This is a genomic window from Achromobacter deleyi (genome assembly GCF_902859705.1).
In the GTDB taxonomy this organism is placed as follows: domain Bacteria; phylum Pseudomonadota; class Gammaproteobacteria; order Burkholderiales; family Burkholderiaceae_B; genus Achromobacter; species Achromobacter deleyi.
The window spans coordinates 150,410-177,171 of sequence record NZ_CADIJO010000009.1 but is presented as its reverse complement, the minus strand read 5'-3'; the positions used below and the strand labels follow the sequence as shown (position 1 = coordinate 177,171).

Here is a 26,762-nt window from a genome sequence, read left to right as displayed (position 1 = left end):
CTGTCAGTAGCCGCGCGAGGTGTCTACGGTATTGGCCAGCGTCGCCCCGTGGCGCAGCCGGTGGATATTGGCCACGACCTGCTCGGCCACGGTGGCCGCGGTGGGCATGGTGGCCATGTGCGGGGTGACCACCACTCCGGGCGTGCGCCAGAGCGGGTCGTCGGGCGGCAGCGGCTCGTGCGCGAACACGTCCAGCACTGCGCCGCGCAGGTGGCCGGATTGCAGGGCAGCGATCAGGTCCGCGGGCACCAGGTGCTCTCCCCGGCCGCAATTGACCACGGCGGCGCCCTGGGGCAGCGCGGCAAACGTGCGGGCATTGAGAATGCCGCGCGTGGCATCGGTCAGCGGCAACAGGCAGATCAGCACGTCGCAGTGGGCCAGGAAGCCATCGAACGCCGCCTGGCCGGCATGCACGGTGATACCGGCGATCTCGCGCGGGCTGCGCGACCAGCCGTGCACGTCATAGCCCAGGCTGGGCAGGAAGGCGGCGATGGCGCCGCCCAGCTCGCCCAGGCCCATGACGCCCACGCGGAAATCGCCCGCCGCCACCTGCACGCCGCGCTGCCAGTGCGCCCGGGCCTGGTTGGCCAGCGCCTGGTCCAGCTTGCGGTGAAAGTGCAGCACCGACCACAGCACGTACTGCAGCATGCCCTGGGCCAACTGCGGGTCCACCACGCGGCAGACCGGCAGGCCCCGGGTATCCTGCCCGGCCAGCAGGTTGTCCACCCCGGCCGCAATGCTGTGGATCAGGCGCAGCCTGGGCATGTCGGCGTAGACGCCGGCCGGCGGATTCCAGCACACGGCCACCTCGGCCTGCAGGCAGGCCGGGTCGGGCCAGACGGCCACGTCAAGGCCGTCATCGCGCGCCTGCAGCAGCGGCTGGAAATAGGCCAGGTTGGCCGAACGGGACAACAATGCAACGCGGGTCATGCGCAAGCCTCTTTCAGAACAATGCTGGCCTGGCGGCTGCCCAGGCCGTCCTTGCCGGGAATGGCGGCCAGCAGCTCGCGGGTGTAGTCGCTGGACGGGTGGCGGAAAATCTGTTCGGCCGGGCCGATCTCCATGACCTTGCCGCGCTGCATGACGGCGATGCGATGGCATAGCCGCGCGGCCACGCGCAGGTCGTGGGTGATGAAGATCATGCTCAGGTTCAGGCGTTCGCGGATGGCCTCGAGCAGGTCCAGGATCTGCGCCTGCACCGATACGTCCAGGGCCGATACAGCCTCGTCGGCAATCAGCACCTCGGGCTCCATCATCAGCGCCCGGGCAATCGATATGCGCTGGCGCTGGCCGCCCGAGAACTCGTGCGGATAGCGCTGCAAGGCGCTGGCATCCATGCTGACCAGGTCCAGCATCTCGCGCATGCGCTCGGCCACGCGGGCCGGCGATTCGCCATAATTCATCGGCCCCTCGGCCAGGGTCTGGGCAATGGTGCGGCGGGGGTTGAACGAGCGGTACGGGTCCTGGAACACCATCTGGATGCGCTTGCACCACTGGCGCCACTGGGTGCGCGACAGGCGCGAGACGTCCTGGCCGTTCATCACGATGCGCCCGCCCGTGGGCGCGGCGAAATGCGCCAGGCAGCGGCCCAGCGTGGTCTTGCCCGAGCCGGATTCGCCCACCACGCCCAGCGTCTCGCCGCGCGCCAGCGACAGGCTCACGTCGTTCAGGGCATGCACCTCCCGGTGGTGCGAACGGAACAGGCCGCCGGTCACAAAGCGCATCTGCAGGTTTTCGACCGAAATCACCGGGTCATTGGCCGGCGGTATCCGGCGGGCGCCGAATTCGCCCTTGGGCACGGCGTCGATCAGCTTGCGGGTGTAGGCGTGGCGCGGCTGCTCCAGCACCTCTTGCGCCGTGCCGGTCTCGACGATCTGCCCCTGCTGCATGACGATGACGCGGTCGGCTATCTCGGCCACCACGTCGAAATCATGGGTGATGAAGAGAATGCCGGTGTCATGCCGCTCGCGCAGCCCGTGCAACAGGCGCAGCACCTGGGCCTGCGAGGTCACGTCCAGGGCCGTGGTGGGTTCGTCGGCAATGATCAGCGCGGGCTCCAGCGCCAGCGCCATGGCGATCATCACCCGCTGGCGCTGGCCGCCCGACAACTGGTGCGGATAGGCGTGCTGCAGGGTGTCGGGCGACGGCAGCCGCATGTCGGCCAGCAGGCGCAGCACCCGCGCCTGCACCTCGCGCGCGCCCAGCTGCGGCGCATGGAATTGGAAGATCTCGGCGATCTGCCGGCCCACCCGCATCAGCGGATTGAGCGCGGTCATGGGTTCCTGGAAGATCATGGCCATGCGGTTGCCGCGCAGCGCCCGCAGCTCGGCGGGCGAGGCCTGGGTGATGTCCTGGCCGGACAACAGGATCTGGCCGCTTTCGCGCGTCAGCACGTTGCGCGGCAGCAGGCCCATGACCGCGCTGGCAGTCACCGATTTGCCCGAGCCGGATTCGCCCACGATGCAGACGATCTCGCGCGGATGCACGGTCAGGCTGATGCCGTGGGCGGCATGGCGGCGGTCGCCGGCGCCCGGCAGGCGCACGCTGAGATCGCGGACTTCAAGTACAGGATGAGACATGGAGGTTCAACCGTTGCGTTTGCGCGCCATGCGCGGATCCAGACGGTCGCGCAGCGCGTCGCCGAAAAGATTGATGGACAGGATCAACAGCGCCAGATAAGCGCCGGGAAACAGCACGATCCAGGGCGCGCGCTGGAAAAAGGCGCGGCCTTCGGAAATGATGCTGCCCAGGCTGGGAATCTCGGGCGGAAAGCCCAGCCCCAGAAAGCCCAGCACGGCTTCGATCAGGATGGCCGAGGCGCAGATGAACGTGGCCTGCACCACCAGCGGGTTGATGGTGCTGGGCAGCACATGGCGCCACAGCACGCGCACGGTGCGCGTGCCCATGCCCAGCGAGGCCTCGACATACGGTTCTTCGCGCACCGACAGCACCACGCTGCGCACCAGCCGGGCCACGCGCGGGATCTCGGGAATGGAGATGGCGATCACCATGGTCGGGATCGACGCCCCGCCCAAGGCCACCATGGCAATGGCCAGCAGCAGGCCGGGAATGGCCATGATGCCGTCGATGATGCGCATGATGAAGCCGTCCAGGCGGCGGAAATAGCCCGCCAGGATGCCCAGCGCCAGGCCCGCACAGACGGAAATCACGGCCACCAGGGCGGCCAGCGTGATGGACAGGCGCCCGCCGTAGAGCACGCGCGAAAACAGGTCGCGGCCCAGGGAATCGGTGCCCAGCCAATAGCCCTCGCTGATGGGCTTGAGGCGCAGGCGCGGCGCCAGGGCGGCCGGGTCGTGCCAGGTGATCCACGGCGCCAGCATGGCCAGGGCCACCAGGGCCAGCAGCAGCGCCAGGCCGCACAGCATCATGGGGTCGCGCGCCAGGGTGGGCCAGAGGCCGCGCGCGCGGGGCAGGACGAGAGTGGTCATGGCGTCCTCAGTAGCGGATGCGCGGATCGAGCACCACATACAGCATGTCGATCACCAGGTTGATGAATACATAGACGAACGAGAAGAACAGGATCGTCCCCTGCACCACGGGATAGTCGCGCGCCAGCACGGCATCGACGATCAGGCGGCCCACCCCGGGAATGTTGAAGATGGTCTCGGTGACGACCACGCCGCTGATGAGCGTGGTGAGCGCCAGGCCGATCACGGTGACGATGGGCACGGCGGCGTTGCGCAGCGCGTGGCGGTACAGCACGTAGCGTTCGGGCACGCCCTTGGCCCGGGCGGTACGCACGAAGTCTTCGCCCAGCACTTCCAGCATGCTGCCGCGTGTGATGCGGGTGATCAGCGCCACGAACACCGTCGCCAGCGTGACGGTGGGCAGCACCATGTGATACAGAAAGGTGCCAAAGCCGGCCGCCAGCCCCGCATACCCCTGCACCGGCAGCCAGTTGAGCTTGACCGAGAACACCAGGATCAGCAGGTAGCCCACCACGAAGGCCGGCACCGAAAAGGCCAGCACGGTCACCGCCAGCGTGATGCGGTCCAGCAGCCGCTTGTGCCACCAGGCCGAGAACACCCCCAGCGGAATGGCCGCCAGCACCGTCACCAGGATGGCGCACAGCGCCAGGGCCAGGGTCGGCCCCAGCCGCTGCCCGATCAGGGACGACACCGGGTCTTTCGAAATGATGGACACGCCCAGGTCGCCTTGCAGCAGCGCGCCCATGGCCAGCACATATTGCGTAGCCAGCGGCTTGTCCAGCCCCATGTCGGCGCGGATCTGCGCCACGGTGTCTTCGCTGGCCATGTCGCCGGCAATGATGCGCGCCGGGTCACCGGGCGCCAGGCGCAACAGCAGGAAGACCACGGTCGCCACCACCAGCATCACCGGAATGGCGGCCACGAGGCGCTTGAAAACGAGATTCAGCATGATGCGCTCTCCTGCCCTTACTTGGGCGAGGTCCAGAACAGGGGAATCGGCGCGTCCACCAAGTCGGCGAACTTGGCGTCATAGCCCTTGAACTTGGAATAGCCGCCCAGGGGCACGAAGGTCACCTGGTCATAGCTGCGGCGCTGGATGGCGGCGGCAATCGCGCGCTTGTCGTCCTCGGTCTGCGCGCCGGCATACTGGTCGCGCAGTTTTTCCATGTCGGCATCGACGCTCCAGCCGGGGTAGCTGGCGCCAGGCCGCGCATCCAGGTTGGGATTGCCCACCGGCGAGGTCAGGTCCAGGCTTGACAGATTGGAATGGAAGATGCTCCAGCCGCCCTGCTCCACTGGCTCTTTCTTGGTACGGCGGCTGAGCAGCGTGGCCCAGTCCATGGACTGCACCTCGACGTTCATGCCGATGCTGCGCAGGGCCTGCGCGGTGACCGGCGCGATGTTGGCGAAGATCGGCAGGTCGGTCGGATGCAGAATCACGACCTTCTGGCCGGCATAGCCGCTTTCCTTGAGCAGTTGGCGCGCCCGGGCCAGGTCCGGCTTGTGGATCTGCGTGGCGCCCTCTTCCGACGCATAAGGCGACACGCAGGTCAGCACGGCGCCGCAGACCTGGTAGACGTCCGGGTCGCCGATCTGGGCGTCCAGGTAATCGGTCTCGTACAGGGCGGCCAACGCGGCGCGGCGCACCTTCACGTTGTCGAACGGCGGCTGCAGCCAGTTCATGCGCAGCGTGAACATATTGGAATTCTTGCCGTACGACTTGAGCGTGATGCCCTTGGCGTCCTTCAATTGCGGCATCAGGTCGGGCGGCACGTCTTCCACGAAGTCGATCTCGCCGCGTTGCAGCGCGTTGACGGCCGTCTGGCTGTCGGGAATGTTGACCAGTTCCAGCCGGTCGATGCGCGCCACCTTGCCGCCGGCAAAGGCGCTGGCCTTCTCTTTACGCGGCACGTAGCCGTCGAACTTGAGGTAGGTGGCCTTCACGCCCGCCTGGAAATCGGCCTGCACGAACTTGTAGGGGCCCGAGCCGACCACCTCGGTGATGGCCTGCGTGGCGGGCGTGTCGGCGATGCGCTTGGGCATGATGAACGGCACCGGCGAACCTTCCTTGGCCAGCGAATCCAGCACCAGGCCGTACGGGGCTTTCAGCGTCAGCACCACGGTGTCATTGCCCTGCGCCGCCAGCGACGCCGTGGCCTGGGCGAGGCGGTTGCCGATCGTCGGGTCGCCCGCCTGCCAGCGCTTGAGGGACGCCACCACGTCTTCCGCCTTGACCGGGCTGCCGTCATGGAAGATCAACCCGGGGCGCAGCGTGAAGGTGTAGGTCAGCTTGTCTGGCGACACCGTCCAGGTGTCCACCATCTGCGGCTGCGGATGACCCGAGGCGTCCATCGAGAACAGCGTGTCGTAGACGAGATAGCCGTGGTTGCGGGTGACATAGGCGGTCGTCAGCACCGGGTCCAGCACACGCAGCGGCGCGTGCATGACGAATTTCGCCGTGGTCTGGGCTTGGGTCTGAGCTTGGGTCTGGGTTTGAACCAGTGCCATGCCGCAGCCCAGGGCCAGGGCCGTGCAGACGCGCAAGAATCGTTTCATTGTTTTCCCCTTGATGATGGTGAACTGCGCGAACGGCTGGGTCGACGGCGGCTGCGCCAGCCGCCAACCGATCAGCCGCCGTTGAATCAACGGCCAGGCAACGTCACGGCATGCGCCGGCCAGGGCGCGGCCCGCTCGATCTGGGCCGCCAGCCGCAGAATCTGGTCTTCACGGCCGAAATGCCCGATCAGCTGGCAGGCCAGCGGCACGCCGTCGGGCGTGGCCGCCACCGGCAAGCTGGCCGCCGGCCGCCCCGACGCATTGACGAAGGCCAGGAAGGTGGCGTAGCGCGAGACCTTTTCGCGAAACGCCCAGAAGCCGCCCGTCAGCGCCAGCTCGCCCAGGCGCGCCGGCAATTGCGTGAGAGTCGGCGACAGCACCAGGTCCACTCCCTGCATGGCCTGGCTCAAGGCCCGGCCGATGGCATGGAAGCGCTGGATGGCATCCACGTATTGCGTGGCGGCGATGCCCCGGCCGATGTCCAGGCCGTCGCGGATCACGGGTTCCAGGTCGTCATCGCGTAAGGCGCGGCCCAGCACGGCCAGCCGCGCGTCCACCGCCAGCACGATGTTGGTGGCCAGCACCGTGCCATGGGCGCGCACGAAGGCGCCGTAATCGAAATCGGGCAACGGGCCGTCGACTACCTCGTGGCCCAGCTCACGGCACAACCGCGCGGTATCTTCCAGCGCCTGGCGGCAGGAATCGGCGATGGGAATGCCGTTGAAGGCGTCGCGCCAGACGGCAATGCGCAAGCGCCCTGCCCCCTGCTCGCGTACCGCATCCAGATACGAACCCGGCCGGGGCGGCGCGGCATACGGCGCACCCGAGGCATAGCCGCTGATCGCGTCCAGCGCCGCGGCGGTATCGCGCACCGTGCGTGTGATGACGCCATCACACGCCATGCCGCCCCAGCCCTCGCCGCGCGCCGGCCCCATGGGCACGCGGCCGCGGCTGGGCTTCAAGCCGAAGACGCCGTTGCAGGCGGCCGGAATGCGGATCGAACCGCCGCCGTCGCTGCCGTGGGCCACCGGCACGATGCCGGCCGCCACGGCTGCCGCGGCGCCGCCGCTGGAACCGCCCGTCGAACGGTCGTTGGCGCGCGGGTTGATCGTGGGGCCGCCGTGCACGCTCGATTCGGTGGACGGCCCCATGCACAGTTCGGACACCGTGCTGCGGCCAAAGGGAATCAAGCCGGCGGCGTCGAAGCGTTCGGCCAGCGTCGCGTCGTAGGCGTATTCGATATCGGCAAACAGCCGCGAGCCCAGGTTGGACGGAAACCGCCGGCTGGCCAGGCCCGAATCCTTCAACAGAAAGGGAATGCCGCCAAACGGCCCCCGCGCCTGCCAGTGGGCAGCCTCCTGGCGGGCCTGCTCGGGCCGCAGATGCACCAGCGCGCGCAAGGGCGCGCCGCGTTCCTCTGCCAATTGCAGGGCGCATTCCATCAACTGCGCCGAACTCACTTCCTTGTTGGCCAGCATCTCTGCCAGCGCCAACCCATCCAGGTCGGCGTATTGCGCTGCTTGCATGACTTCCTTCCGGCTAGAATCGTTAAGGTATTGTTATGCAATACCCACATACTTCATAAAAATATTCTAGCGGGGCGCTGGCAATTACGGCAACGCGGGCAGCGTCAGGGATTTCCCGGGTCGTTCTCACGTCCCGAGGCAATGCAATGAAGGGGTTTGCGCCGCGGCCCCGCAGCGCAGATGGCCGGAATCAGTCGGCCGACGGCAACACCGGCGAGCGGTCTTCCATGAACAGGTCGGCGATGACGCCGCGCAGCCAGCGGGTGCCTTCGTCCTGGTGGCTGCGTTCGTGCCAGAACTGCTTGACCTCGAAGCCGGGCGGGTTTTCCAGCGGCAGCGGCAGGATCTTGATGCGCCGTTGCGGCGCCATGATGCGCGCCACCGTGCCGGGCAGCACGGCCAGCAGGTCGCTGGTTTCGATGATTTCCGGCACCACCGTGAAATGCGGCACGCGCAGCGCGATGTGGCGGCGCAGGCCCTGCTTTTCCAGGTATTGCTCGATCAGCGTGGTCGTGGACGATTGCGGCGAGGCGCGGCGGTAGCGCGACCCCGCCGGCTCAATCATGACGTGGGACTCGGCGGCGAATTGCTCGATGTCCAGCCGCTGGCCGATGCGGGGATGCCCGGCGCGCATCAGGCAGACGTAATGGTCGCCAAACAGGCGTTGCTGATAGAAGCCGGCGGTCAAGGCCGGCAGAAAGCCGATGGCCAGGTCGGCGTCTTCGGCTTCCAGCGCTTCGCGATAGCTTTCGCGCGGCAGTTGCCGGATGCGCAGGCTGACGCCGGGCGCCACCGCCTTCAGATGCTGCATCAGGCGCGGCAGGAACACGACTTCGCCCAGGTCGCTGAGCAGCACCTCGAAGGTACGGCCGGACTGCGCGGGGTCGAACGGCACAGCGTTCTGCAGCCCGGCCTGCAACACGGCCAGCCCGGCCCGTACGCTGGGCGCGATGCGATGGGCAAAGGGCGTGGGTTCCATGCCGCTCTTCACCCGCACGAACAGGGGGTCGCCGCACAGCTGCCGCAGGCGGACCAGCGCGTGGCTCATCGACGGCTGCGTCAGGCCGATGCGCAAACCGGCGCGAGTGACATTGCGCTCTTGCATCATGGCGTCGAAGGCCACCAGCAGGTTCAGGTCGATGTTCTCGATATTCATCGCAATGTCCGTCACGCGGTGGCCGGCCGCGCCGCGGGCGGGTCGGAGGGGTCAGGTATCGAAGCGGTCCACCCTTTCCCGCCCGGACAGCACGCCCGTCGCAATGATGGTGCGCTGCATTTCGGACGACCCTTCGGTGATGGTCCGGCTGCGTGCGTCGCGAAACATCAGTTCCAGCGGCAGTTCGCGCGACAGGCCCACGCCGCCGTGGATCTGGATCGCCCGATCCACCACCCTGACCAGCATGTCGTCGGCAAAGAGCTTCACGGCGGACGCTTCGAGATGATAGTTCAAGCCCTGCTCGGCCTTCCAGGCCGCGTGATGGACCAGCGTACGCGCGGCATGCAGCTCGACGGTGGAATCCGCGATCATCCATTGGATCGCCTGACGCTGGGCCAACGGCTGGCCAAAGGTGTGGCGGGTATTGGCGTAGGCAATGGCCAGGTCCAGTGCGCGTTGGGCGCGGCCGATGGCCTTGGGGCCATGGGACAGGCGGCCGGCGTCCAGGAATTCCCGGGCCAGTTGCCAGCCCTGGCCGACGCCGCCGACGACCTGGCTGGCCGCTACGCGCACGTTCTCGAACAGCAGTTCCCAGGGCTTGTCGGGCGACATCAGGTCGAATGACTGGCCCAGCCGCATGCCCGGCGTGCCGCGGTCGACCAGAAAACACGACACGCCCTGGTCTTTGCCATCGACCCGCGTGCGGGCAAACAGCTGCACGAAATCGGCCTTGTCGGCGCCGGTGATGAAGATCTTGGCGCCGTTGATGACGAAATCGCCGCCGTCGGCCACCGCGGTGGTTTTCATGCCGGCGGGGTCCGAGCCGGCTTCGGCCTCGGTCAGCGCAAAGCAGGTGCGCTTGTCGCCACGAACGACCGGCATCAGGTACTGCGCCTGCTGGCGGGCGTCGCCATGGAACAGCACCGGCCCAAGGTAAGGCGTGAAGACGGTCGGCGCCCGGAAGGCGGGCACGTTGCAGCGGGCCAGTTCTTCGAACACCACGCACCGGCCCACGGCGCCGATGCCACCGCCGCCCACGGATTCGGGCAGGTCAAAGGCCCAGAATCCCAGCGCCTTGGCCTGGTCCTGCAAGCCGCGGCGCACGTCATCGGGAATGTCGGGCTCGTTGGCGTAGCGGGCCTCCAGCGGCATCAGCGCTTCAGCGACGAAACGGCGGGTGGAATCGCGCAGCTGGCGCAATTCGGATGGCAATTCGAAATCCATGGGGCCTCCGGGGGTTTGGGCCTGGGTATCAATGAAATTCGCGTCCCTAGTCCAGCTTGACGTTCAGGCCGCGAATGACGTGTTCGTATTCCTGGCGGTCGCGTTCCAGAAAGCGCGCAAACGCGTCCGGCCCCAGGTCCAGCGGCTCCAGCCCCACGCTGGTGATGGTCTTTTCCTGGAAGGCGGGCTGCGCGATCACCTGGCGCACGGCCGCCGCGATGTCGGCCACCACGGCCGGCGGCGTGCCCGCGGGCGCCACCACGCCGAACCACGACTGCGACACCATCTGGGGCAAGCCCAGCTCGGCGAACGTGGGCGTATCGGGAAACGCCGCGATCCGCTGCGGCGCGGCCACGGCCAACAGGCGCACCTTGCCGCCCTTGACCATGGGAATGGACGGCGGCACGCCCACCATGGCCATATTGATCTGCCCGCCCGCCAGCGCCGTCATCACGTCGGCCACGCCCTTGTACGGCACATGATTCAGTTCGACGCCCGCCTGGGCGGAAAACGCCGCGGCGTCCAGGTGGGCCTTGCTGCCCTGGCCATACGACCCGTAGGTCACGTGGCCGGGCCGGGCCTTGGCCTGCGCCACCAGGTCAGCCACGCTTTGAACGGGAAAGTCCTTGGCGACCAGCAGGATTTCGCGGGTCTGCGCCACCCCCGCCACCGGCGTGAAGCTCTTGACGGGGTCGTAGGGCAGCTTGCGGTACAGGTACTGGTTGGACGACAGCGTCGGGTCGTTGGCCATCAGCAAGGTGTAGCCGTCGGGCTGCGAGCGCGCCACGTATTCCGCTGCAATGATGGTATTGGCGCCCGGCCGGTTCTCGATGATGACGGGCTGCGACCAGCGTACGCCCAATTCCTGCGCCAGGCCGCGGGCCAGCACGTCGGCCAGCCCGCCGGCCGTGAACGGCACCACGATGCGCACCATCTTTGTCGGAAACGCCTCGCCCGGCGCCGCCTGTGTCACCTGCCCCGCGCTCAGCGCCAATGCGGCCATGCCCGCCGCCCACATCCTGTAGCTGCCCATGCCTGTCTCCTCGTTGGTCTTTTCGGGATGGCCGTCAGGCCACCTGTCTGCCGGCGCGGTCCCAGTACGGGGCCCGCAAGGCTTTCTTGTCCACTTTGCTGGTGCTGGCCATGCGCGGCAGCGCATCCAGGAACTCGACGCTGCGCGGCTTCTTGTAGCTGGCGATGTGGTCGCGGCAGTGCTGGACGAGGTCGGCTTCGTCGACGTCGGCGCCCGGCTGGCGCACCACGAAGGCCTTGACGGATTCGCCCCATTTCTCGTCCGGCACGCCGATGACGGCGGCCTCGCGTACGGCCGGATGCCGCATCAGCGTCTCTTCGACCTCGCGGGAATAGATGTTTTCGCCGCCCGAGATGATCATGTCTTTCTTGCGGTCGACGATGAAGAGGTAGCCGTCCGGATCGACATAGCCGACATCGCCCGTCTTCATCCAGCCATCCACCAGCGCCGCGGCCGTTTCGCTTGGTTTGCGCCAATAACCCTGCATGATCGCGGCCGAACGCATCTGGATTTCGCCCACCTGGCCGTCGGCCAGCACGGCGCCGGCATCGTCGACGATGCGCAGGTCCACGCCCAGGATCGGCTGGCCGGCCGACGCCATGCGCGCCGCCTCAGCGGCCGAGCCGTCGGGCAGGTGCTGGTGCTTCAGCAGCACAGTGCCCGGGCCGTGTTCGGTCATGCCGTAGGTCTGCATGAAGATCGGCCCGAAGGTCGCGCGCGCCCGCCGCGACAAGGCCACCGACATCGGCGCCGACGCATAGCAGGCCACCCGCAGGCTGGACACGTCGACGGGCGCCTCGGCCTGCGCATCGACCAGCGCCTGGATCATGATGGGCGCGAAATGCGCCGCCGTCACGCGATGGGCCGCGATGCTGGCGAGGATGTCGCGGGCGTCGAAGCGGCGATGCAGCACGATGGTCGCGCCGCCAATCAGGTAGCTGAGCAGTTCCGTGGTGCCGCCGATGTGATACAGCGGCATCACGATCAGCATGCGGTCGTCTTGCCCGCTGGCGTGGGTCAGCGCCAGCATGCGGGCCTGCTCGACCTGCGCGCCATTGGCCAGCATGACGCCCTTGGGCACGCCCGTGGTGCCGCTGGTGTAGATCAGCAGCAGGGTGTCGTCGGCCTGGGCCCGCCAGGGCGGCGGCTGCGTGCTGGCGGCGGCCAGGGCGGCTTCGTAGCGGTCGGCCCCTTGGCCAGCGTCACTGCCCTGCCCGGCCCCCAGGCACAGCACCTGGGCCTGCGGCGGCAGCGCGGGGCGCAAGGCCGCCACGGCCTCGGCATACTCGGGCTCATGAATCAGCAGCGCCGGCTCGCAGTCGCGCAGAATGGCGGCCTGGTCAGCCACGCCCAGCCGGTAGTTGATGCCCACGGCGATGAAGCCGCCCATGCCCGCGGCGGCATAGAGCTCCAGGTATTCGGGGCAGTTCTGCGCCAGGATGGCGATGCGGCTGCCGCGTTGCAGCCCCCGCGCGATCAGGGCGTTGCACAGGCGCCGCACGCGTTCGGCGAATTCGCCATGGGTGATGCGGCGGCCCTCGAACAGAAAGGCCGGATGGTCGCGATAGCAGCGCGCGTTGCGCTCGATGATGTCGCCCAGAATCATGGTGTGTCTTCTCCGTTGGCCAGGCGCAGCAGCGTGCTGCCGTAGCCCTCTTGAACGATGCGCGACTGGGAATCCAGCAGCGCGAAATGACGTTCGACGATGGCGCGCCCGCCACCGGACACCACCCGCGCGGCGCTGATGGACGTGCGCACGCGCACGGTGTCGCCCGCCACCAGGGGACGCCGGTAGCGCCAGTCGCGCAGGCCCAGGGCGCCGATCACCGGCTCGGCGAATTCCGGCAGCCGGGTCGACATGCCCATCGCCAGCAGGATGCCGTAGGGCCCGTGGAACATCGGGCCTTCGATACCGTGTTCGCGGCAATAGTCGGCATCGGCGTGAATGGGATGCCAGTCACCCGTCAACATGCACGACAGCGACAGGTCGGCCTGCGTCAGTGTGCGGGCGGTGCTGGTGTAGGTGGACCCCACGGTCAGTTCCAGGAATGGCACCGGATTCATCGCGTCACCTCCACATCGGCCATCGCCGCCCAGTCGATGCGTTCGCACACGGACGGCCAATCGGGCATGGCGATCGCGCCTTGCTCCACGACGGGCACGTCGTCCAGCATCTGTTCGCGCATCGCCAGGAACCAGGTCAATTCGGCCGGCACGGCCGCGGGCGGCAAAGCGGCGGCGAACTGCAGGCCCGCCCAGGTGCCCAATGCGCTTTCGCCCATCAGCCCGGCTACCGCCGTGGCGTTCGCGGCCTGCGCCAGTTGCCGCATGTGCAGCGCGTCCGACAGCCCGAACCGCCCCGGCTTGAGGCTCAAGGCCCGCGCGCCGCGTTCCAGGAACAGATGCGCATCGCGCACCCCGGTCATGCCGAAATCGACCAGCAGCGGCACGTTCACCGATTGCTGCAAGGCCGTGTAGCCCTGGTCCGGCACGAAGGCGCAAGGGTCCTCCACCATGACCGCGCCGGCCCGGCTCAGGGCGCTGGCGTACCCCGCGGCGTCGGCCGCCGGATACGCGCCGTTGGCATCCACGTACAGGGCGACGCCATCGCCGACCGCCTGCCGCACGGCGTCCAGGCAAGCCAGATCCAGCGCCATCCCCTGCCCGCCCTTGATCTTCAGCGTGCGAAAGCCGTGGCGCGCGATCATGTCGGCCGCCTCGCGCGCCATCGCGGCGGGCGGTTGCCGGGTCACCGCCCAGGACACCGGCACCTGCGCCCGCCCCTGCATCCGGCGCCACAGCGGCACGCCGGTACGGGCGCCCAGCCAGTCCCAGCAGGCGTTGTCGATCAGCGTCTTGGCCGGCTGGTTGCCGGGAATGGCGTCCAGCACGGTGCGCAGCTGGCGCGGGTCGGACAGGTTGTGGCCACGCACCAGCGGTTCGAACATCTCGGCCAGCGCGCAGACCAGGCTGGCGGCCGTGGCGCCCACCCAGGTCGGCTTGACCGCCACTTCGGCTGCACCCGCGCAGCCCGAGGCCGTTTCGATGCGCAGCACCACGAACGTGGCCGCCGTTTCGGTCAGGTCGCTCCATTGCACCGCGCGTTCATAGGCCAGGCGGCGCACAAAGACGCGCCAGCCGGTGATGGGTTCGGCGTCGGGAAAATGGCGATTCATCAGTCCTGCTCCGCGCCGAAGGTGTCGATCAAGGCCTTCCACCTGGGCGATTCCACCGCCACGAACGCCTTGACCTGCTCGGCGTCCAGGTAGTGCGGTTCGGTGCCCAGCTGGGTCAACCGGGCCTGCATGTCGGGCTGCTGCACGATGCGGCCGATCTCGGCGCTCAACTTCGCCACCACGTCGGGCGGCGTGTCCTTGGGCGCGAACAGGCCGTACCAGGCCAGCGCCTCGAAATCGGGATAGCCCGCCTCGGCCACCGTCGGCACCGACGGCGCCAGCGGGGTCCGCGAGCGCGAGGTGACGGCCAGCGCCCGCAGCTTGCCCGCCTGCACCTGGGGCAGCACCCCGGGCAGCGTGAAGAACGTCATGGACACGTTGCCCGCCATGACCGCCGTCACCGCCTCCGGCCCGGCGTTGTAGGGCACGTGCTTGATCTTGATATGCGCCAGGCTGGCCAGCATGGCGCCCGCCAGATGGCCCGAGGTGCCGCGGCCGGCGGACGAATAGGTCAGTTCATCGGGCTTTTGCCGGGCCAGGGCCACCAGGTCCGCCACGGAATTGGCCGGCACGTCAGGCCCCACCACCAGCATGTTGGGCGCCACGGCCACCATGGCCACCGGCGGCACGTCGCGCATGGGGTCGTAGGTCAGGTTCTTGTACAGGTGCGGCCCGACCGAATGCGTCGGACTGCCGCTGACCAGGAACACATAGCCATCCGCCCGCGACCGCGCCACCTGCGACGCGCCCAGGTGGCCGCCGGCGCCGGGCTTGTTTTCTACGACGAAGGTCTGGCCCAGTGACGTCGTCAGCTTCTCGGCCACGGCCCGCGCCAGGATGTCGGCCGTGCCGCCCGCACCCGACGAGACCACCAGCCGCACCGGCTTGTCGGGCCACGCCGCCAAAGCGAGCGCGCAAGGGAACCCCAGCGCCAGCGCGGCCAGGCCGCGCGCGCATTGCATTCGAGTGAACATGAAAGCCTCTCTTGGTTGCGGGTCAGACCACCCCGGCCTGCTGCAGAATGTCCAGGTCCTGCGCCGATAGACCGGCTTCGCGCAGGACCTCGGCGGTGTGTTCGCCCAGGTCCGGCGGCGGCCGGAAATCGCTGCGGTTGTCGCCGTCGTAGCGCACCGGCCGATGCGCCGCGCGCAAGGCGCCATGGCGCGGATGAACCTGCTCGTAGAACACGCCCTGGTGCTGCACCTGCGGGTCGTCCGCCAGTTCGTCCAGCCGGCGTTCGGGCATGAACGGCACGTCGTGGCGTTCCAGCCGCGGTTCCCAGTAATCGCGGTCTTGCCCGGCGAATATCTCGGCCAGGGTCGCGGCCAGCGCCGGGTAGCGCTCGACCCGTTCGGCGCGCGTGGGATACGCCGCCAGCAGATCGGGCCGTTCGATGGCGGCCACGAGACCACGCCAGAACTTTTCCGGCGACGACAGGTGCAGGCCGATGCGGCGCTGGTCGCGGCAGGTCACCACATACGACTGCGACATGGCTGCCCGGCCGTACAGCGAGGGCGCCTGCCCGGTTGCCATCATCGCGGCCAGCGGCTCACAGGCCATGGCGATCATGGCCTCGAGCATGCTGACTTCCACCTTGCGACCGCGCCCGGTCTGCGCGCGTTCGACCAGCGCGCCCAGCACGCCCAGCGCGGCATACAGGCCGGCCACCGCGTCCGACACCGCCGGGCCGGCCACCTTGGGGTCCGCGCCGGCATGAAACATGGATAGCCAGCCTGATGCGGCCTGCCCCACGTTGTCGTAGGCCGGCCGCGACGCGTACGGCCCGCTGGCGCCGAAGCCCGTGATCGAACACACCACCAGGCGCGGGTTCAGCGCCTGCAGGCGCTCGGCGCCCAGTCCCAGCTTGTCTTCGACGCCGGGGCGCATGTTCAGGATGATCGCGTCGGCCTGCGCCACTAGCCGGTCCAGCACGGCCAGCCCTTCTGGCCGGGTGTAGTCCAGCGACAGGCTGCGCTTGTTGCGGTTGTGCGCCTGGAACTGCGTGCTGTACAGGCCGCCCTTGAACGCGCGAAACGGGTCGCCCGTGTCCGGCCGTTCGATCTTGATGACGTCGGCGCCCAGCTCGCCCAGCAGCATGCTGGCCAGCGGCGCCGTAATGAAATTGCCCAGGTCCAGGACCCGCAGGCCGCGCAGTACCGTCATGATGCGGCTCCCAGCGCCTGTTGCAGGAAACGCTGCGTGCGTTCGTGCGCAATGTCGGCGTCCATGCCCCCGCCCCGCGTATAGAAGCCATGATCGGCCTCTGGATAGCGGTGCAGCACGGCCAGCGGCGCGGGCGGCAGCGCGGCTTCGATCTGGTCCACGGCGGCGGGCGGCGCGTAGCGGTCGCGGCCGCCATAGTGCAGCATCAGCGGGCAGGCCAGCCGGTCGGCTTCGTCCAGATGCGCCTCCACCCCGACGCCGTAGAACGTCACGGCGGCATCGATGTCCAGCGTGGCCGCCGCCCGAAACGCCAGCTTGCCGCCCAGGCACAGGCCCAGCACCGCCACCTTGCCCGCGAAGTCCGGCCTGGCGCGCACCTGCGCCACGGTGCGGCCGATATCGTCGATACCCGTGTCTTCGTCGAACCGTTCCAGGTATTCGAAGGCCTTGGCCACGCCGGCCTTGTCGTGCGGCAGTTCCACGCCGGGTTCCAGGCGCCAGAACAGGTCGGGCGCCAGCGCCAGATAGCCCTCGGCAGCGTAGCGGTCCGCCAGCGCGCGGATCGTGTCGGTCACGCCGAAGATTTCCTGAAGAATGATCACCGCATGGCCGTTGGCGTGCGCCGGTTCGGCCACGTAGGCGGAAAACGTGCGGCCGTCGCCGGCTGCGATAGGTTCGTATCGGGAATGCATGGAATCCTCGTTGGCGTCAGGCCAGGTAATTGCCTTTCAGTATTTCGCGCGCGATCACATTGCGATGGATCTCGGTCGTGCCGTAGCCGATGGACATGCCGCGCGCATCGCGGAAGTAGCGTTCGAACGGATACTCTTCGGACAGGCCGAAGGCCCCGGCCAGCTGCATGGCCTGGTTGGTGACCCGCACCGCCATTTCATTGGCATAGGTCTTGGCGATGGACACCTGGGCGACCGAATGCTGGCCGCGGTCCAGGCTGGCGGCCGCCGCGTACACCAGCGCCCGCGCCGCTTCCAGGTCGATCGCCATGTCGGCCAGCTTCCATTGCAGGCCCTGGTTGTCGGCCAGCGGCCGGCCGAACTGCACCCGGTCTTTCAGGTGCTGCGCCGCCTGCGCCAGCGCGGCGTGCGCCAGGCCCAGGCAGATGGGCGGGTTGCCGATGATGCGGTCGGCGTCGAACACCTGCAGCAGATCCTTCATCCGGCCCGGCGGCAGCAACAGATTGCCGGCCGGCACCGGGCAGTCCTGAAACACCAGCTCGGCCATGCCCGTGCCGCGCAGGCCCAGCAGGTCCAGATGCCGCCCTACCGAGAAACCCGGCGCGCCGCGCTCGACCAGCAAGGCCCCTACCCCTTTCATGCCGGGCTCGTCCGACAGGCGCACCAGCACCAGGAAGACATCGGCCACCTGGGCGCCGCTGCACCACAGCTTGCTGCCATTGACCACATAGTGGTCGCCGCGCAAGACCGCGCGGGTCTGCACGTTGCCCACGTCCGATCCGGCGTTCGCTTCCGACATGCTCCAGGCCGCGTAGCGTTCGGCCCGGGCAAAGGCCGGCAGGTAACGGCGCCGGATGTCGTCGGACCCGATATGCAGGATGGCGCGCGGGGTGGCGCCGTCGGTGCACGAAAACAGCATCGCGGTGTTGGCGCAGGAACGCGCCAGTTGCTCGACGATCAGCACCGTTTCCAGCAAGCCCAGGCCGGCGCCGCCGTAGGTTTCGGGCAGGAACACACCCGTGTAGCCATGCTCGGCCAGCACCTTCAGGTTCTCGATCGGCGGCCGGTACTCCTTGTCGGCGCTGGCCGCGGCCGGTGCGAACCGCGCCTGCGCCAACGCGCCTACCGTGTCGCGGATGAGCCGCTGCTCTTCTGTCAGTTCCACTATTCGCCCTTTGCGCCCGTCAGTTTGATGATCTGTTCGTACCTGGCCGACTCGTCGTCCATGAAGCGTGCGAACGCCGCCGGGTCGGACGGCGCCGCCTCGACGCCCAATTGATCCAGCTGTTCGCGCAGCGCCGGGTCTTGCATCGCCCGGCGCAGCTCGGCGCTCAGGCGCTGCACCCGGTCGGGCGGCGTGGCGGCCGGCGCCACCACGCCGTACCAGGTCATGAAGGCGAAATTCGGCAGGCCCGACTCGGCCACCGTGGGAATGTCGGGCGCAATCGGCGAACGCTTCGGCCCCGACACCGCCAACGCCGTCAGCCGGCCATTGCGCACCTGCGGCAGGCCCGTGGACATGCCGGTGTACATCACGTCCACCTGGCCGCCCAGCAGGTCGGCCAGCGCCGGCGCCACGCCCTTGTACGGCACATGCACCAGGTCGACGCTGGCCATCGCGCGGGTCAATTCCATGGCCAGGTAATGCGGCGTGCCGTTGCCGATCGACGCATAGGTGATCTTGCCCGGCCGTGCCCGCGCGGCATCCAGCAATTGCTTGACGCTGGTCCAGCCCGTCTTGGGATTGGCCACCAGGATGAACGGCACCGACACCAGTTGGCCGACGGGCGCGAAGTCCTTGTGCGTGTCGTAAGGCTGACGCTGCGGGTAGAACAGCGGATTGAGCACATGCGAATCGGTGACCAGCCCAATGGTGTAGCCGTCAGGTTCGGCCCGCGCCACGGCGTCCGTGCCGATGATGGTGCTGGCCCCGGGCCGGTTCTCGACGATGACGGGCTGGCCTAGGCTTTCCGACAGCCGCTTGCCCACGGCCCGCGCCACGATGTCGGTGCCGCCGCCCGGCGGATACGGCACGATGAAACGGATGGGCTTTTCGGGCCAGGCCGCGCTTGCCGCCTGGGCGCCCAGCAACATGCCGCAAGCGGCTGCCAACACGGCCGCATGTTTTCTGAGCATCATGGCGCCTCCCGGCGGCCGTTGCCGGCAATGGGGTCGTCCTGGCGGCTGGCCTCGGCTTCGGTGCGTTGCCAGATCTCGCGCGCGATGGGGTTGCCCTGTTCTTCCGCCAGGTGCCCCACCAGCCCCACCGCCCGCCCGATCACCGCGATGCCGCGCGCGGCTTTCCAGGAAATGCCCAGTTCACAGCACAGCGCGCCGATGGCGCCCGTGGCGTTGATCGGCAACGGCTTGCTCAGCCCCGCCTGGGCATGGGCGCCGATCGCCAGCATCAGTTCCACATAGCGGCCGGCATGGCCTTCCTGTTCGGCGATCGTGAACAGCCGCGCGGTGCGCGGGTCTTGCGGCTTGTGCAGGTTGTGGCCCAGGCCGGGAATGGACTGCCCCCGGGCGCGAAAATCCGCCACGATCCGGCGGGCCAGCGTGTCCGCATCCTGGTCACCCGGCGTTTCCCAGGCGTCGTGCAGCATGCGCGCGGCGCCTTCGGCGGTGCCGGCGAACGTCGTGCCCATGCCGCACAGCCCAGCCGCCACCGCCGCTTGCAACGATTCCGGCGCGCCCAGATAGACCAACCGCGACACGATCGCCATGGGCGTCATGCCATGTTCGACCAGCGTCACCAGAATGGCGTTGAACACGCGCGACTGGCGGCTGTCGGGCAGCCGGCCGGTCATTTCCAGGTACGCCATGTCCCCCAGGTTCAGGGTGCCGATGACGTCCTCGACCAGGTCGAACCCCTGGACGAAAATGCGGTCGGGCGTGCTGCGGCCCATGCCGCTGCGGATGGGCTTGCGGTCGTGATCCATGCTGTCTCCTGCACCGTTTTGCTGGCGCTTGTTCTATGGGCGGCATCGGCCACGTCTTGGAGACAAAAGATAGGCCTTGGCGTCAGGCGCTGTCCAATAGATGGACGCCATTGGCGGTATGCGGGAAACGCATAGTCCTTCGAAAAGGCCGCAACCTTCCCATGTGGGAACCGATATACTGGCGCGCATGAATTTCCTGCGTCGGCTTTTCGTCGTGTTGCTGTGCCTGATGCTGCCCCTGACCGGGATGGCAGCCAGCGGGCTGGCGGGCGCCTACGCCATGCCGATGCCGGCCGCGATGGCGGACGGACCCGACTGCGCGCCGATGGCCGACATGCCCGATTGCGCCACGATGGCCCAGGCCTCTTCTCAGGCCCCGTCCCACCCCGACGGCCACGGCCATTCCGCCTGCAAGATGACCACCCAATGCCAATTGGGTAGTCTGTACCACCCCACCCCGGCGCCTGCCGCCTACCGCCACGTCGGGCTCGCCAGCCCCGTGACGTTCCACTACGCCCAGCCCCTGATCGTCCAGCGCCTGGATGATTTCTGGCGGCCTCCCCGCGTCAATTAACTCCATCGTTCCCAGACGCCCCATCACGGGGTGATGTCGTCCGCTTGTCGGACGCGTGCCTGCGCATTGGCGCAGCGCTTCTCCATGGAGTCGAAAGATGCTTTCGATATTTTCCTCGCCGCATGCGCGGCGCGGCGGCTTGCGCCTGACCGGATGGTTGGCCAGCCTGATCCTCGGCCATGGGCTTGCCTACGGCCAAAGCCCCGGCGTCACGCTCGACGAGGCGGTGCGCCTTGCGACCGTTGAATCCCCCGCCATCGAGGCCGCCCAAGCCTCGGTCAATGCCAGTTCGCAAGCGGCCGTGAAGGCTGGGCAACTGCCCAACCCGATGCTGACCGCCGGCATCGACAACCTGCCGATCAACGGCCCCGACCGCTACACCGCCACCCAGGACATGCTCAGCATGCGCCGCGTCGGCGTCGAGCAGGAATGGGTATCGGGTGAAAAGCGACGCTTGCAGTCCGCCTTGGCCCAGGCCATGACGGACCACGAAAAGACGGCCTACCTGGCGCAGTGGGCCAGCGTGCGGCAGCAGACCGCCCAGGCCTGGCTGGACGCGGCCTACGCCAAGAAGACCCTGGCGCTGCAACGCGACTGGGTCGACCAGATGCGCCGCGAGGCGGCCGGGGCCAATGCCACGTTGCGCGGCGGCCGGTCCGGCGCCACCGATGCCGCCCGGGCCCAGGCCCTGCTCGCCCAGGCGCAGGACCAATTGCTGGCGGCCGAGCAGCAATGGCGCACGGCCTTGATTCGCCTGTCTCGCTGGACGGCAAGCCCGATCACGGACGTTTCCGGGGACCCGCCCGCGCAGCGATCCGCGGTGGAATCGTTCACCCTGGATCAGTTGCGCCAGGTGCAACCCGCGCTGATCGATGCCGCCCACGCCATCAAGGTCGCCGACACCGACACCGCGCTGGCCGACCGCAACCGCGCACCCAACTGGACGTGGAACGTCTCGTACCTGCAAGGCAGCCGCGATTCACGCTACGTGTCGCTGGGCGTCAGCATCCCGCTGACGTTCAACCACGCCAACGTGGAAGACCGCGACGTGGCCCAGAAAGCCGAGCTGGGCAACCAGGCGCGCTACGCCTCGCAGGATGCCGAGAGACGGGTGCTGGCAGACACCCGGACGCTGGCCGAAAACCTGGCCAGCGGCAGGCAGCGTATCGACAACCTGAACCACACCCTGCTGCCGGCGGCGGACCGGGCCGCCCAGTTGGCCCTGGCCGCCTACCAGGGCGCCACCGGCACGTTGGCCGACGTCTACGCCACCCGACGCGCCCGGCTGGACGCCCGCCTGCAAGTGCTGGCGCTGCAACGCGACGTGTCCATGACCTGGGCGCAGCTCGACTACCAGGTCGTGCCGCCCGCCATGGCCATGCATCCCTGAAGGAAACCCCAATGAGAATCCCCCTTTTTACCCGTACGCTGCTGGCGCTGGCGCTGGGCGGCGCCTTGCTGGCCATCGGCTACCTGGCCGGCAACCGGCATCCGGCCACCCCCGCCGTCTCGCAGGATGCGGCCGACAAGCAAGGCGCGCCGACCGATCGCAAGGTGCTGTATTGGCACGACCCGATGGTGCCCGCCCAGCATTTCGACAAGCCAGGCAAGTCGCCCTTCATGGACATGGCCCTGCAACCGGTCTATGCCGACGACGCCCCAAGCGCGGGCATTGCCGTCAGCGGCGCCTTGCAGCAGAGCCTGGGCATACGCTATGCCCGCGTGCGCCGCGCCGACGTGGCGCAGGCGTTCGACGAGATCGGCGCCACGCAGTTCGATGAGTCCGCAACCGACGTGCTGCAATCGCGAACCCCTGGCTACATCGAACAGCTGTACGCCAACGCGCCCTTGCAGCGCATCGAACAAGGCGCGCCGATGGCCTCGCTGTTCGTGCCCGACTGGCTGGGCCCGCAGGAAGAGTACCTGGCCGTGAAGCGGTCCGGCGACGGCCCCCTGCTGGCGGCGGCACGGGCGCGACTGCGGGCGCTGTCCGTGCCCGCCGCCCTGGTGTCTGCGCTGGATCGCACCGGCCAGGTGCAGACGCACCTGACGCTGACCGCGCCGCGTTCGGGCGTGATGACGGAATTGAACGTGCGCAACGGCGCCATGGTCACGCCGGGCCAGACGATTGCCCGATTCGCCAGCCTGTCGACCTTGTGGCTGATCATCGACATTCCCGAAGCGCAGGCGTCGCGGGTGCAAGCCGGCATGACGGTCGATGCAAGCCCCGCGGCCGATCCCGCCACTCACTACACCGGCCGCATCCAGGAAATCCTGCCCGGCATCCGGCCGGATAGCCGCAGCTTGCAGGCTCGGCTGCAGATCGCCAACCCGGACCTGCGGCTGACACCCGGCCTCTTGATGCGCGTGCGGCTGGAATCGCCCGCTCGGGTGTCCCGCCTGCTGGTGCCGTCCGAGGCGCTCATCACGACCGGCAAGCGCACCGTGGTCATTGCCCGGGGTGACGATGGCGCGCTGCGCCCGGTCGACGTCACGACCGGCATCGAGCAGGACGGCGACACCGAAATCCTCAGCGGACTGGCCGACGGGCAGCAGGTCGTCGCGTCGGGCCAATTCCTGATCGATTCCGAAGCCAGCCTGAAAGCGGTGCTGCCCACGCTGGCAGGCGCCGCCACCCCGGCAGACCGTGCCGGCCAGGGAGACGCCCCATGATCGCCCGCCTCATTCATTGGTCTATCCGCAATCGGTTCCTGGTGCTGCTGGCAACGGTTTTCATTGCCGCCTGGGGCGTGTATTCCCTGAAGGAAACACCGCTGGATGCCCTGCCCGACCTGTCGGACACCCAGGTCATCATCAAGGCGTCCTACCCCGGCAAGGCCGCCCAGGTCATCGAAAACCAGGTCACCTATCCCCTTACCACCACCTTGCTGGGCGTGCCCGGCGCCAAGACGATCCGCGCGTACTCGTCGTTCGGCGATGCCTTCGTCTACGTGCTGTTCGACGACAAGACCGACCCCTACTGGGCGCGTTCCCGGGTGCTGGAATACCTGAACCAGGTGCAAAGCCGGCTGCCTTCGGGTGCAACCGTCACGCTGGGCCCGGATGCAACGGGGGTGGGCTGGGTCTATTCGTACGCGCTGGTGGACCGCACGGGCAAGCAGGACCTGGGCCAGTTGCGCGCCTTGAACGACTGGTTCCTGAAGTTCGAACTGAAGTCCGTGCCCGACGTCTCGGAAGTCGCCTCCATCGGCGGCATGGTGCGGCAATACCAGGTGGTGCTCGACCCTGACCGCTTGCGTGCCTATGGCCTGACGCAGGCCGACATCGCACAGGCGCTGCGGCGCTCGAACCAGGAATCGGGCGGCTCGGTGCTGGAGCTGGGCGAATCGGAATACATGGTTCGGGCCTCGGGCTACCTGCGGTCGCTGGAGGACTTTCGCCAGGTGGTGCTGCGCGCCAACGAAGCCGGCACGCCGGTGCTGCTGGGCGACGTCGCCCGCATCCAGATCGGCCCGGAGGCGCGGCGCGGCATCGCCGAACTCAACGGCGAAGGCGAAGTGGCCGGCGGCGTCATCGTGATGCGCTCGGGCAAGAACGCCCTGGCCACCATCGATGCGGTCAAGGCGCGCCTGGCCAGCCTGAAGCAATCGCTGCCGCCCGGGGTCGAGGTCGTCACCACCTACGATCGCTCGCAGCTGATCGATCGCGCCATCGACAACCTGCGAGACAAGCTGATCGAGGAATTCATCATCGTCGGCATCGTCTGCGCGGTCTTCCTGTTTCATCTGCGCAGTGCGCTGGTCGCCATCCTGTCGCTGCCGCTGGGGGTGCTGACGGCCTTCATCGTGATGCGCTACCAGGGGGTGAATGCCAACCTGATGTCATTGGGCGGCATCGCCATTGCCATCGGCGCCATGATCGACGCGGCGATCGTGATGATCGAGAACGCCCACAAGCACCTGGAAGCCCATGAGCTGGCGCACCCCGGCCAGCCGATCACCGCCGCCCGACGCTGGGACCTGATCGCGCGCTCGGCGGCTGAAGTCGGGCCGGCGCTGTTCTTTTCGCTGCTGATCATCACGATGTCGTTCATTCCGGTGTTCTCGCTGCAAGGGCAGGAAGGCAAGCTGTTCGCGCCGCTGGCCTTCACCAAGACCTACACCATCGCGGCGGCGGCCGGCCTGTCCGTCACCCTGGTTCCCGTGCTGATGGGCTACCTGGTGCGGGGCCGGATTCCGCATGAGTCCCGCAATCCGATCAACCGGGCGCTCACGCGGCTGTACCGGCCCTTGCTGGAGGCCACTCTGCGCCGCCCGTGGGCGGCCCTGGGCCTGGCGGCCGTGGCGCTGCTGCTGACTGCCTTGCCGCTCTCGCGGCTGGGCGGCGAATTCCTGCCCCGCATCGATGAAGGCGATCTGCTGTACATGCCCACCGCCTTGCCGGGCATATCGGCCGCCAAGGCGGCGCAACTGCTGCAGCAGACCGACCGCCTGATCAAGACCGTGCCCGAGGTGGCGACCGTGTTCGGCAAATCCGGCCGCGCCGACACGGCCACCGATTCGGCGCCGTTCGAGATGTTCGAAACCACCATCCAGTTCAAGCCGCGCAGCCAATGGCGGCCCGGCATGACGCCGGACAAGCTGGTGGCCGAACTGGATCAGCGGGTCCGCATTCCGGGGCTGTCCAACGTCTGGGTGCCGCCGATCCGCAATCGGCTGGACATGCTGTCCACCGGCATCAAGACGCCGGTCGGGGTGAAGATTGCCGGCACCGACCTGGCCGGCATCGACCGCATCGCGGCCCAGGTCGAGGCGGTGCTAAAGACCGTGCCCGGCGTGTCGTCCGCGCTGGCCGAACGCATCAACGGCGGCCACTATGTCGACGTCGACGTCAATCGCCTGGCGGCAGCGCGCTACGGCATGTCGGTGGCCGACGTCCAGGACATCGTCTCGTCGGCCGTGGGCGGTGACAACATCGGCGAAGTCATCACCGGGCGCGAGCGCTTTCCCATCAATCTGCGCTATCCGCGCGAGGTGCGCGATTCGGTGGAAAACCTGCGGCGCCTCCCCGTCGTCACCCCGCAGGGCGCGCGGATCACGCTGGGCGACCTGGCGGCCCTGTCGGTAGCCGATGGCCCGCCGATGATACGCAGCGAAAACGCCCGCCTGACCGGCTATGTGTATGTCGATATCCGCGATACCGACCTGCAATCGGCCGTCGGCGCCATGCGCCAGGCCGTGGCGCGGCAGGTCGCGTTGCCTGCCGGCTATTCCATCACCTGGTCCGGCCAGTTCGAGTACCTGGAACGCGCCTCGGCAACCCTGCGCACGGTCGTTCCCGTCACCCTGGCCATCATTTTCCTGTTGCTGTACCTGACCTTCAGGTCGGCCGAGGACGCCGCCTTGCTGATGACCACGGTGCCGTTTGCGCTGATCGGCGGCTTCTGGCTGATCTGGCTGATGGGGCATGCCGTCTCGGTGGCAACGGCCGTGGGCTTCATCGCCCTGGCAGGCGTGGCCGCGGAATTCGGCGTGGTGATGCTGCTGTATCTGAAGGGCGCGCTGCAACGGCGGCTGGATGCCGGCGAGCCGCTGACCCCGGCCTTGCTGGTCGAGGCCGTCCGCGAAGGCGCCGTGCTGCGCGTGCGGCCCAAGGCGATGACGGTGGCCGTCGTGCTGGCCGGCCTGCTGCCCGTGATGCTGGGCCACGGCGCCGGTTCCGAGGTCATGCAGCGCATCGCCGCGCCCATGGTCGGCGGCATGGTCACCGCCCCGCTGCTCTCGATGTTCATCATTCCGGCCGCCTGGCTGTTGCTGCAACGGCGTCGCCTGGCGCGGGCAACGGCCTTGCCTGCCGACACCCCGGGCCAGCAGGACGCCGACCCGGTCATTCCCCCTGGCACGACCGTGCCACCCCTACCCTCTGGAGAACAACCATGAAGCAAACGACGAAGACTCTTGTGGCCGCCCTCGGTGCGTTAAGCACCCTGGGCCTGGCCAGCGGTGCCTGGGCGGCGGACGGCATGGCCGGCATGGACATGAAAGCCATGCCGATGCAGGACGGCACGTCATCCCCCCGCGGCGCCGACCAGGCGTTGGCCGATGCCGTGGTCAAGCAGGTCGATGCCTCGACCGGCATGGTCACGCTGCAACACGGGGCGCTGGCCAACATCGGCATGCCGGCCATGACCATGGCCTACAAGACGGCCACGCCCGCCTTGCTGGATGCGGCCAAAGCCGGCGCGCATGTCAAAGTCCGTGTCGAGAACCTCCAAGGCAACCCGACCATCGTGACGCTGCTGCCGCAGTAG

General features: G+C 68.2%; 23 protein-coding genes. 5 read left to right on the top strand and 18 right to left on the bottom strand.

What is annotated here, in order from left to right:
- Positions 1 to 3: 3 nt before the first annotated feature.
- From HV798_RS15235 to HV798_RS15150, 18 genes are all read right to left on the bottom strand, one after another.
- The gene (locus HV798_RS15235; protein ID WP_175192938.1) at positions 4 to 930 is read right to left on the bottom strand and encodes a 2-hydroxyacid dehydrogenase; all 927 of its coding nucleotides are present in this window, start codon (positions 928 to 930) and stop codon (positions 4 to 6) included.
- Positions 927 to 2,579 (bottom strand): ABC transporter ATP-binding protein, encoded by a 1,653-nt coding sequence (locus tag HV798_RS15230; RefSeq protein ID WP_175192939.1) that lies wholly within the window; start codon positions 2,577 to 2,579, stop codon positions 927 to 929. The genes HV798_RS15235 and HV798_RS15230 overlap by 4 nt, the downstream gene beginning before the upstream one ends.
- A gap of 6 nt (positions 2,580 to 2,585) precedes the next feature.
- Entirely contained in the window at positions 2,586 to 3,449 is an 864-nt protein-coding gene (locus HV798_RS15225) for an ABC transporter permease (protein WP_175192940.1), read from the bottom strand.
- 7 nt (positions 3,450 to 3,456) lie between these two features.
- The gene (locus HV798_RS15220; protein ID WP_175192941.1) at positions 3,457 to 4,398 is read right to left on the bottom strand and encodes an ABC transporter permease; all 942 of its coding nucleotides are present in this window, start codon (positions 4,396 to 4,398) and stop codon (positions 3,457 to 3,459) included.
- 17 nt (positions 4,399 to 4,415) lie between these two features.
- Positions 4,416 to 6,005 carry an ABC transporter substrate-binding protein gene (locus HV798_RS15215; protein ID WP_175192942.1) on the bottom strand — a complete coding sequence of 530 codons (1,590 nt, stop codon included), beginning with the start codon at positions 6,003 to 6,005 and terminating at the stop codon, positions 4,416 to 4,418.
- 86 nt (positions 6,006 to 6,091) lie between these two features.
- A complete protein-coding gene (locus tag HV798_RS15210; protein WP_175192943.1) occupies positions 6,092 to 7,531 on the bottom strand; it encodes an amidase in 1,440 nt (479 codons plus the stop codon).
- Between the two features lie 190 nt (positions 7,532 to 7,721).
- The gene (locus tag HV798_RS15205; RefSeq protein ID WP_029954053.1) at positions 7,722 to 8,687 is read right to left on the bottom strand and encodes a LysR family transcriptional regulator; all 966 of its coding nucleotides are present in this window, start codon (positions 8,685 to 8,687) and stop codon (positions 7,722 to 7,724) included.
- A gap of 51 nt (positions 8,688 to 8,738) precedes the next feature.
- Positions 8,739 to 9,911: an acyl-CoA dehydrogenase family protein gene (locus HV798_RS15200; protein WP_175192944.1), complete on the bottom strand. Its 1,173-nt coding sequence runs from the start codon at positions 9,909 to 9,911 to the stop codon at positions 8,739 to 8,741.
- A 46-nt stretch (positions 9,912 to 9,957) separates the two neighbouring features.
- The gene (locus HV798_RS15195; RefSeq protein WP_175192945.1) at positions 9,958 to 10,944 is read right to left on the bottom strand and encodes a Bug family tripartite tricarboxylate transporter substrate binding protein; all 987 of its coding nucleotides are present in this window, start codon (positions 10,942 to 10,944) and stop codon (positions 9,958 to 9,960) included.
- Positions 10,945 to 10,978: 34 nt separating this feature from the next.
- Complete coding sequence (locus HV798_RS15190) at positions 10,979 to 12,550, bottom strand: long-chain-fatty-acid--CoA ligase (RefSeq protein ID WP_175192946.1); 1,572 nt, start codon at positions 12,548 to 12,550, stop codon at positions 10,979 to 10,981.
- On the bottom strand, positions 12,547 to 13,008 hold the full coding sequence (locus HV798_RS15185; RefSeq protein WP_025138663.1) for a MaoC/PaaZ C-terminal domain-containing protein: 462 nt from the start codon (positions 13,006 to 13,008) through the stop codon (positions 12,547 to 12,549). Before HV798_RS15185 ends, HV798_RS15190 begins: the two co-directional genes overlap by 4 nt.
- Positions 13,005 to 14,120, bottom strand: coding sequence for a mandelate racemase/muconate lactonizing enzyme family protein (locus HV798_RS15180; RefSeq protein WP_175192947.1), 1,116 nt, complete (start codon positions 14,118 to 14,120; stop codon positions 13,005 to 13,007). The genes HV798_RS15185 and HV798_RS15180 overlap by 4 nt, the downstream gene beginning before the upstream one ends.
- A complete protein-coding gene (locus HV798_RS15175) occupies positions 14,120 to 15,094 on the bottom strand; it encodes a Bug family tripartite tricarboxylate transporter substrate binding protein (RefSeq protein ID WP_175192948.1) in 975 nt (324 codons plus the stop codon). Before HV798_RS15175 ends, HV798_RS15180 begins: the two co-directional genes overlap by 1 nt.
- Positions 15,095 to 15,116: 22 nt before the next feature.
- Positions 15,117 to 16,283 (bottom strand): CaiB/BaiF CoA transferase family protein, encoded by a 1,167-nt coding sequence (locus HV798_RS15170; RefSeq protein WP_175192949.1) that lies wholly within the window; start codon positions 16,281 to 16,283, stop codon positions 15,117 to 15,119.
- Positions 16,280 to 16,975, bottom strand: coding sequence for a dienelactone hydrolase family protein (locus HV798_RS15165; protein ID WP_175192950.1), 696 nt, complete (start codon positions 16,973 to 16,975; stop codon positions 16,280 to 16,282). Before HV798_RS15165 ends, HV798_RS15170 begins: the two co-directional genes overlap by 4 nt.
- Before the next feature lie 16 nt (positions 16,976 to 16,991).
- Positions 16,992 to 18,140 (bottom strand): acyl-CoA dehydrogenase family protein, encoded by a 1,149-nt coding sequence (locus HV798_RS15160; RefSeq protein WP_175192951.1) that lies wholly within the window; start codon positions 18,138 to 18,140, stop codon positions 16,992 to 16,994.
- Positions 18,140 to 19,114: a Bug family tripartite tricarboxylate transporter substrate binding protein gene (locus HV798_RS15155; RefSeq protein WP_175192952.1), complete on the bottom strand. Its 975-nt coding sequence runs from the start codon at positions 19,112 to 19,114 to the stop codon at positions 18,140 to 18,142. The genes HV798_RS15160 and HV798_RS15155 overlap by 1 nt, the downstream gene beginning before the upstream one ends.
- Positions 19,111 to 19,917, bottom strand: coding sequence for a citryl-CoA lyase (locus HV798_RS15150; protein WP_175192953.1), 807 nt, complete (start codon positions 19,915 to 19,917; stop codon positions 19,111 to 19,113). Before HV798_RS15150 ends, HV798_RS15155 begins: the two co-directional genes overlap by 4 nt.
- 187 nt (positions 19,918 to 20,104) lie before the next feature.
- On the opposite strand from HV798_RS15150, the gene HV798_RS15145 reads away from it, so the two are divergent.
- The 5 genes from HV798_RS15145 (at position 20,105) to HV798_RS15125 (ending at position 26,762) form a co-directional block, all read left to right on the top strand.
- Entirely contained in the window at positions 20,105 to 20,491 is a 387-nt protein-coding gene (locus HV798_RS15145) for a hypothetical protein (protein ID WP_175192954.1), read from the top strand.
- Between the two features lie 97 nt (positions 20,492 to 20,588).
- Positions 20,589 to 21,881 carry a TolC family protein gene (locus HV798_RS15140; protein WP_175216469.1) on the top strand — a complete coding sequence of 431 codons (1,293 nt, stop codon included), beginning with the start codon at positions 20,589 to 20,591 and terminating at the stop codon, positions 21,879 to 21,881.
- An 11-nt stretch (positions 21,882 to 21,892) separates the two neighbouring features.
- Positions 21,893 to 23,164, top strand: a complete 1,272-nt coding sequence (locus tag HV798_RS15135; RefSeq protein ID WP_175192956.1) for an efflux RND transporter periplasmic adaptor subunit — start codon at positions 21,893 to 21,895, stop codon at positions 23,162 to 23,164.
- Positions 23,161 to 26,391 (top strand): efflux RND transporter permease subunit, encoded by a 3,231-nt coding sequence (locus tag HV798_RS15130; protein ID WP_175192957.1) that lies wholly within the window; start codon positions 23,161 to 23,163, stop codon positions 26,389 to 26,391. Before HV798_RS15135 ends, HV798_RS15130 begins: the two co-directional genes overlap by 4 nt.
- On the top strand, positions 26,388 to 26,762 hold the full coding sequence (locus HV798_RS15125; protein ID WP_175192958.1) for a copper-binding protein: 375 nt from the start codon (positions 26,388 to 26,390) through the stop codon (positions 26,760 to 26,762). The genes HV798_RS15130 and HV798_RS15125 overlap by 4 nt, the downstream gene beginning before the upstream one ends.

Coding starts and splice junctions, on each gene's coding strand:
- HV798_RS15235 (WP_175192938.1), bottom strand. CDS start 930: ATGACCCGCGTTGCATTGTTGTCCCGTTCGGCCAACCTGGCCTATTTC.
- HV798_RS15230 (WP_175192939.1), bottom strand. CDS start 2,579: ATGTCTCATCCTGTACTTGAAGTCCGCGATCTCAGCGTGCGCCTGCCG.
- HV798_RS15225 (WP_175192940.1), bottom strand. CDS start 3,449: ATGACCACTCTCGTCCTGCCCCGCGCGCGCGGCCTCTGGCCCACCCTG.
- HV798_RS15220 (WP_175192941.1), bottom strand. CDS start 4,398: ATGCTGAATCTCGTTTTCAAGCGCCTCGTGGCCGCCATTCCGGTGATG.
- HV798_RS15215 (WP_175192942.1), bottom strand. CDS start 6,005: ATGAAACGATTCTTGCGCGTCTGCACGGCCCTGGCCCTGGGCTGCGGC.
- HV798_RS15210 (WP_175192943.1), bottom strand. CDS start 7,531: ATGCAAGCAGCGCAATACGCCGACCTGGATGGGTTGGCGCTGGCAGAG.
- HV798_RS15205 (WP_029954053.1), bottom strand. CDS start 8,687: ATGAATATCGAGAACATCGACCTGAACCTGCTGGTGGCCTTCGACGCC.
- HV798_RS15200 (WP_175192944.1), bottom strand. CDS start 9,911: ATGGATTTCGAATTGCCATCCGAATTGCGCCAGCTGCGCGATTCCACC.
- HV798_RS15195 (WP_175192945.1), bottom strand. CDS start 10,944: ATGGGCAGCTACAGGATGTGGGCGGCGGGCATGGCCGCATTGGCGCTG.
- HV798_RS15190 (WP_175192946.1), bottom strand. CDS start 12,550: ATGATTCTGGGCGACATCATCGAGCGCAACGCGCGCTGCTATCGCGAC.
- HV798_RS15185 (WP_025138663.1), bottom strand. CDS start 13,008: ATGAATCCGGTGCCATTCCTGGAACTGACCGTGGGGTCCACCTACACC.
- HV798_RS15180 (WP_175192947.1), bottom strand. CDS start 14,120: ATGAATCGCCATTTTCCCGACGCCGAACCCATCACCGGCTGGCGCGTC.
- HV798_RS15175 (WP_175192948.1), bottom strand. CDS start 15,094: ATGTTCACTCGAATGCAATGCGCGCGCGGCCTGGCCGCGCTGGCGCTG.
- HV798_RS15170 (WP_175192949.1), bottom strand. CDS start 16,283: ATGACGGTACTGCGCGGCCTGCGGGTCCTGGACCTGGGCAATTTCATT.
- HV798_RS15165 (WP_175192950.1), bottom strand. CDS start 16,975: ATGCATTCCCGATACGAACCTATCGCAGCCGGCGACGGCCGCACGTTT.
- HV798_RS15155 (WP_175192952.1), bottom strand. CDS start 19,114: ATGATGCTCAGAAAACATGCGGCCGTGTTGGCAGCCGCTTGCGGCATG.
- HV798_RS15150 (WP_175192953.1), bottom strand. CDS start 19,917: ATGGATCACGACCGCAAGCCCATCCGCAGCGGCATGGGCCGCAGCACG.
- HV798_RS15145 (WP_175192954.1), top strand. CDS start 20,105: ATGAATTTCCTGCGTCGGCTTTTCGTCGTGTTGCTGTGCCTGATGCTG.
- HV798_RS15140 (WP_175216469.1), top strand. CDS start 20,589: ATGCTTTCGATATTTTCCTCGCCGCATGCGCGGCGCGGCGGCTTGCGC.
- HV798_RS15135 (WP_175192956.1), top strand. CDS start 21,893: ATGAGAATCCCCCTTTTTACCCGTACGCTGCTGGCGCTGGCGCTGGGC.
- HV798_RS15130 (WP_175192957.1), top strand. CDS start 23,161: ATGATCGCCCGCCTCATTCATTGGTCTATCCGCAATCGGTTCCTGGTG.
- HV798_RS15125 (WP_175192958.1), top strand. CDS start 26,388: ATGAAGCAAACGACGAAGACTCTTGTGGCCGCCCTCGGTGCGTTAAGC.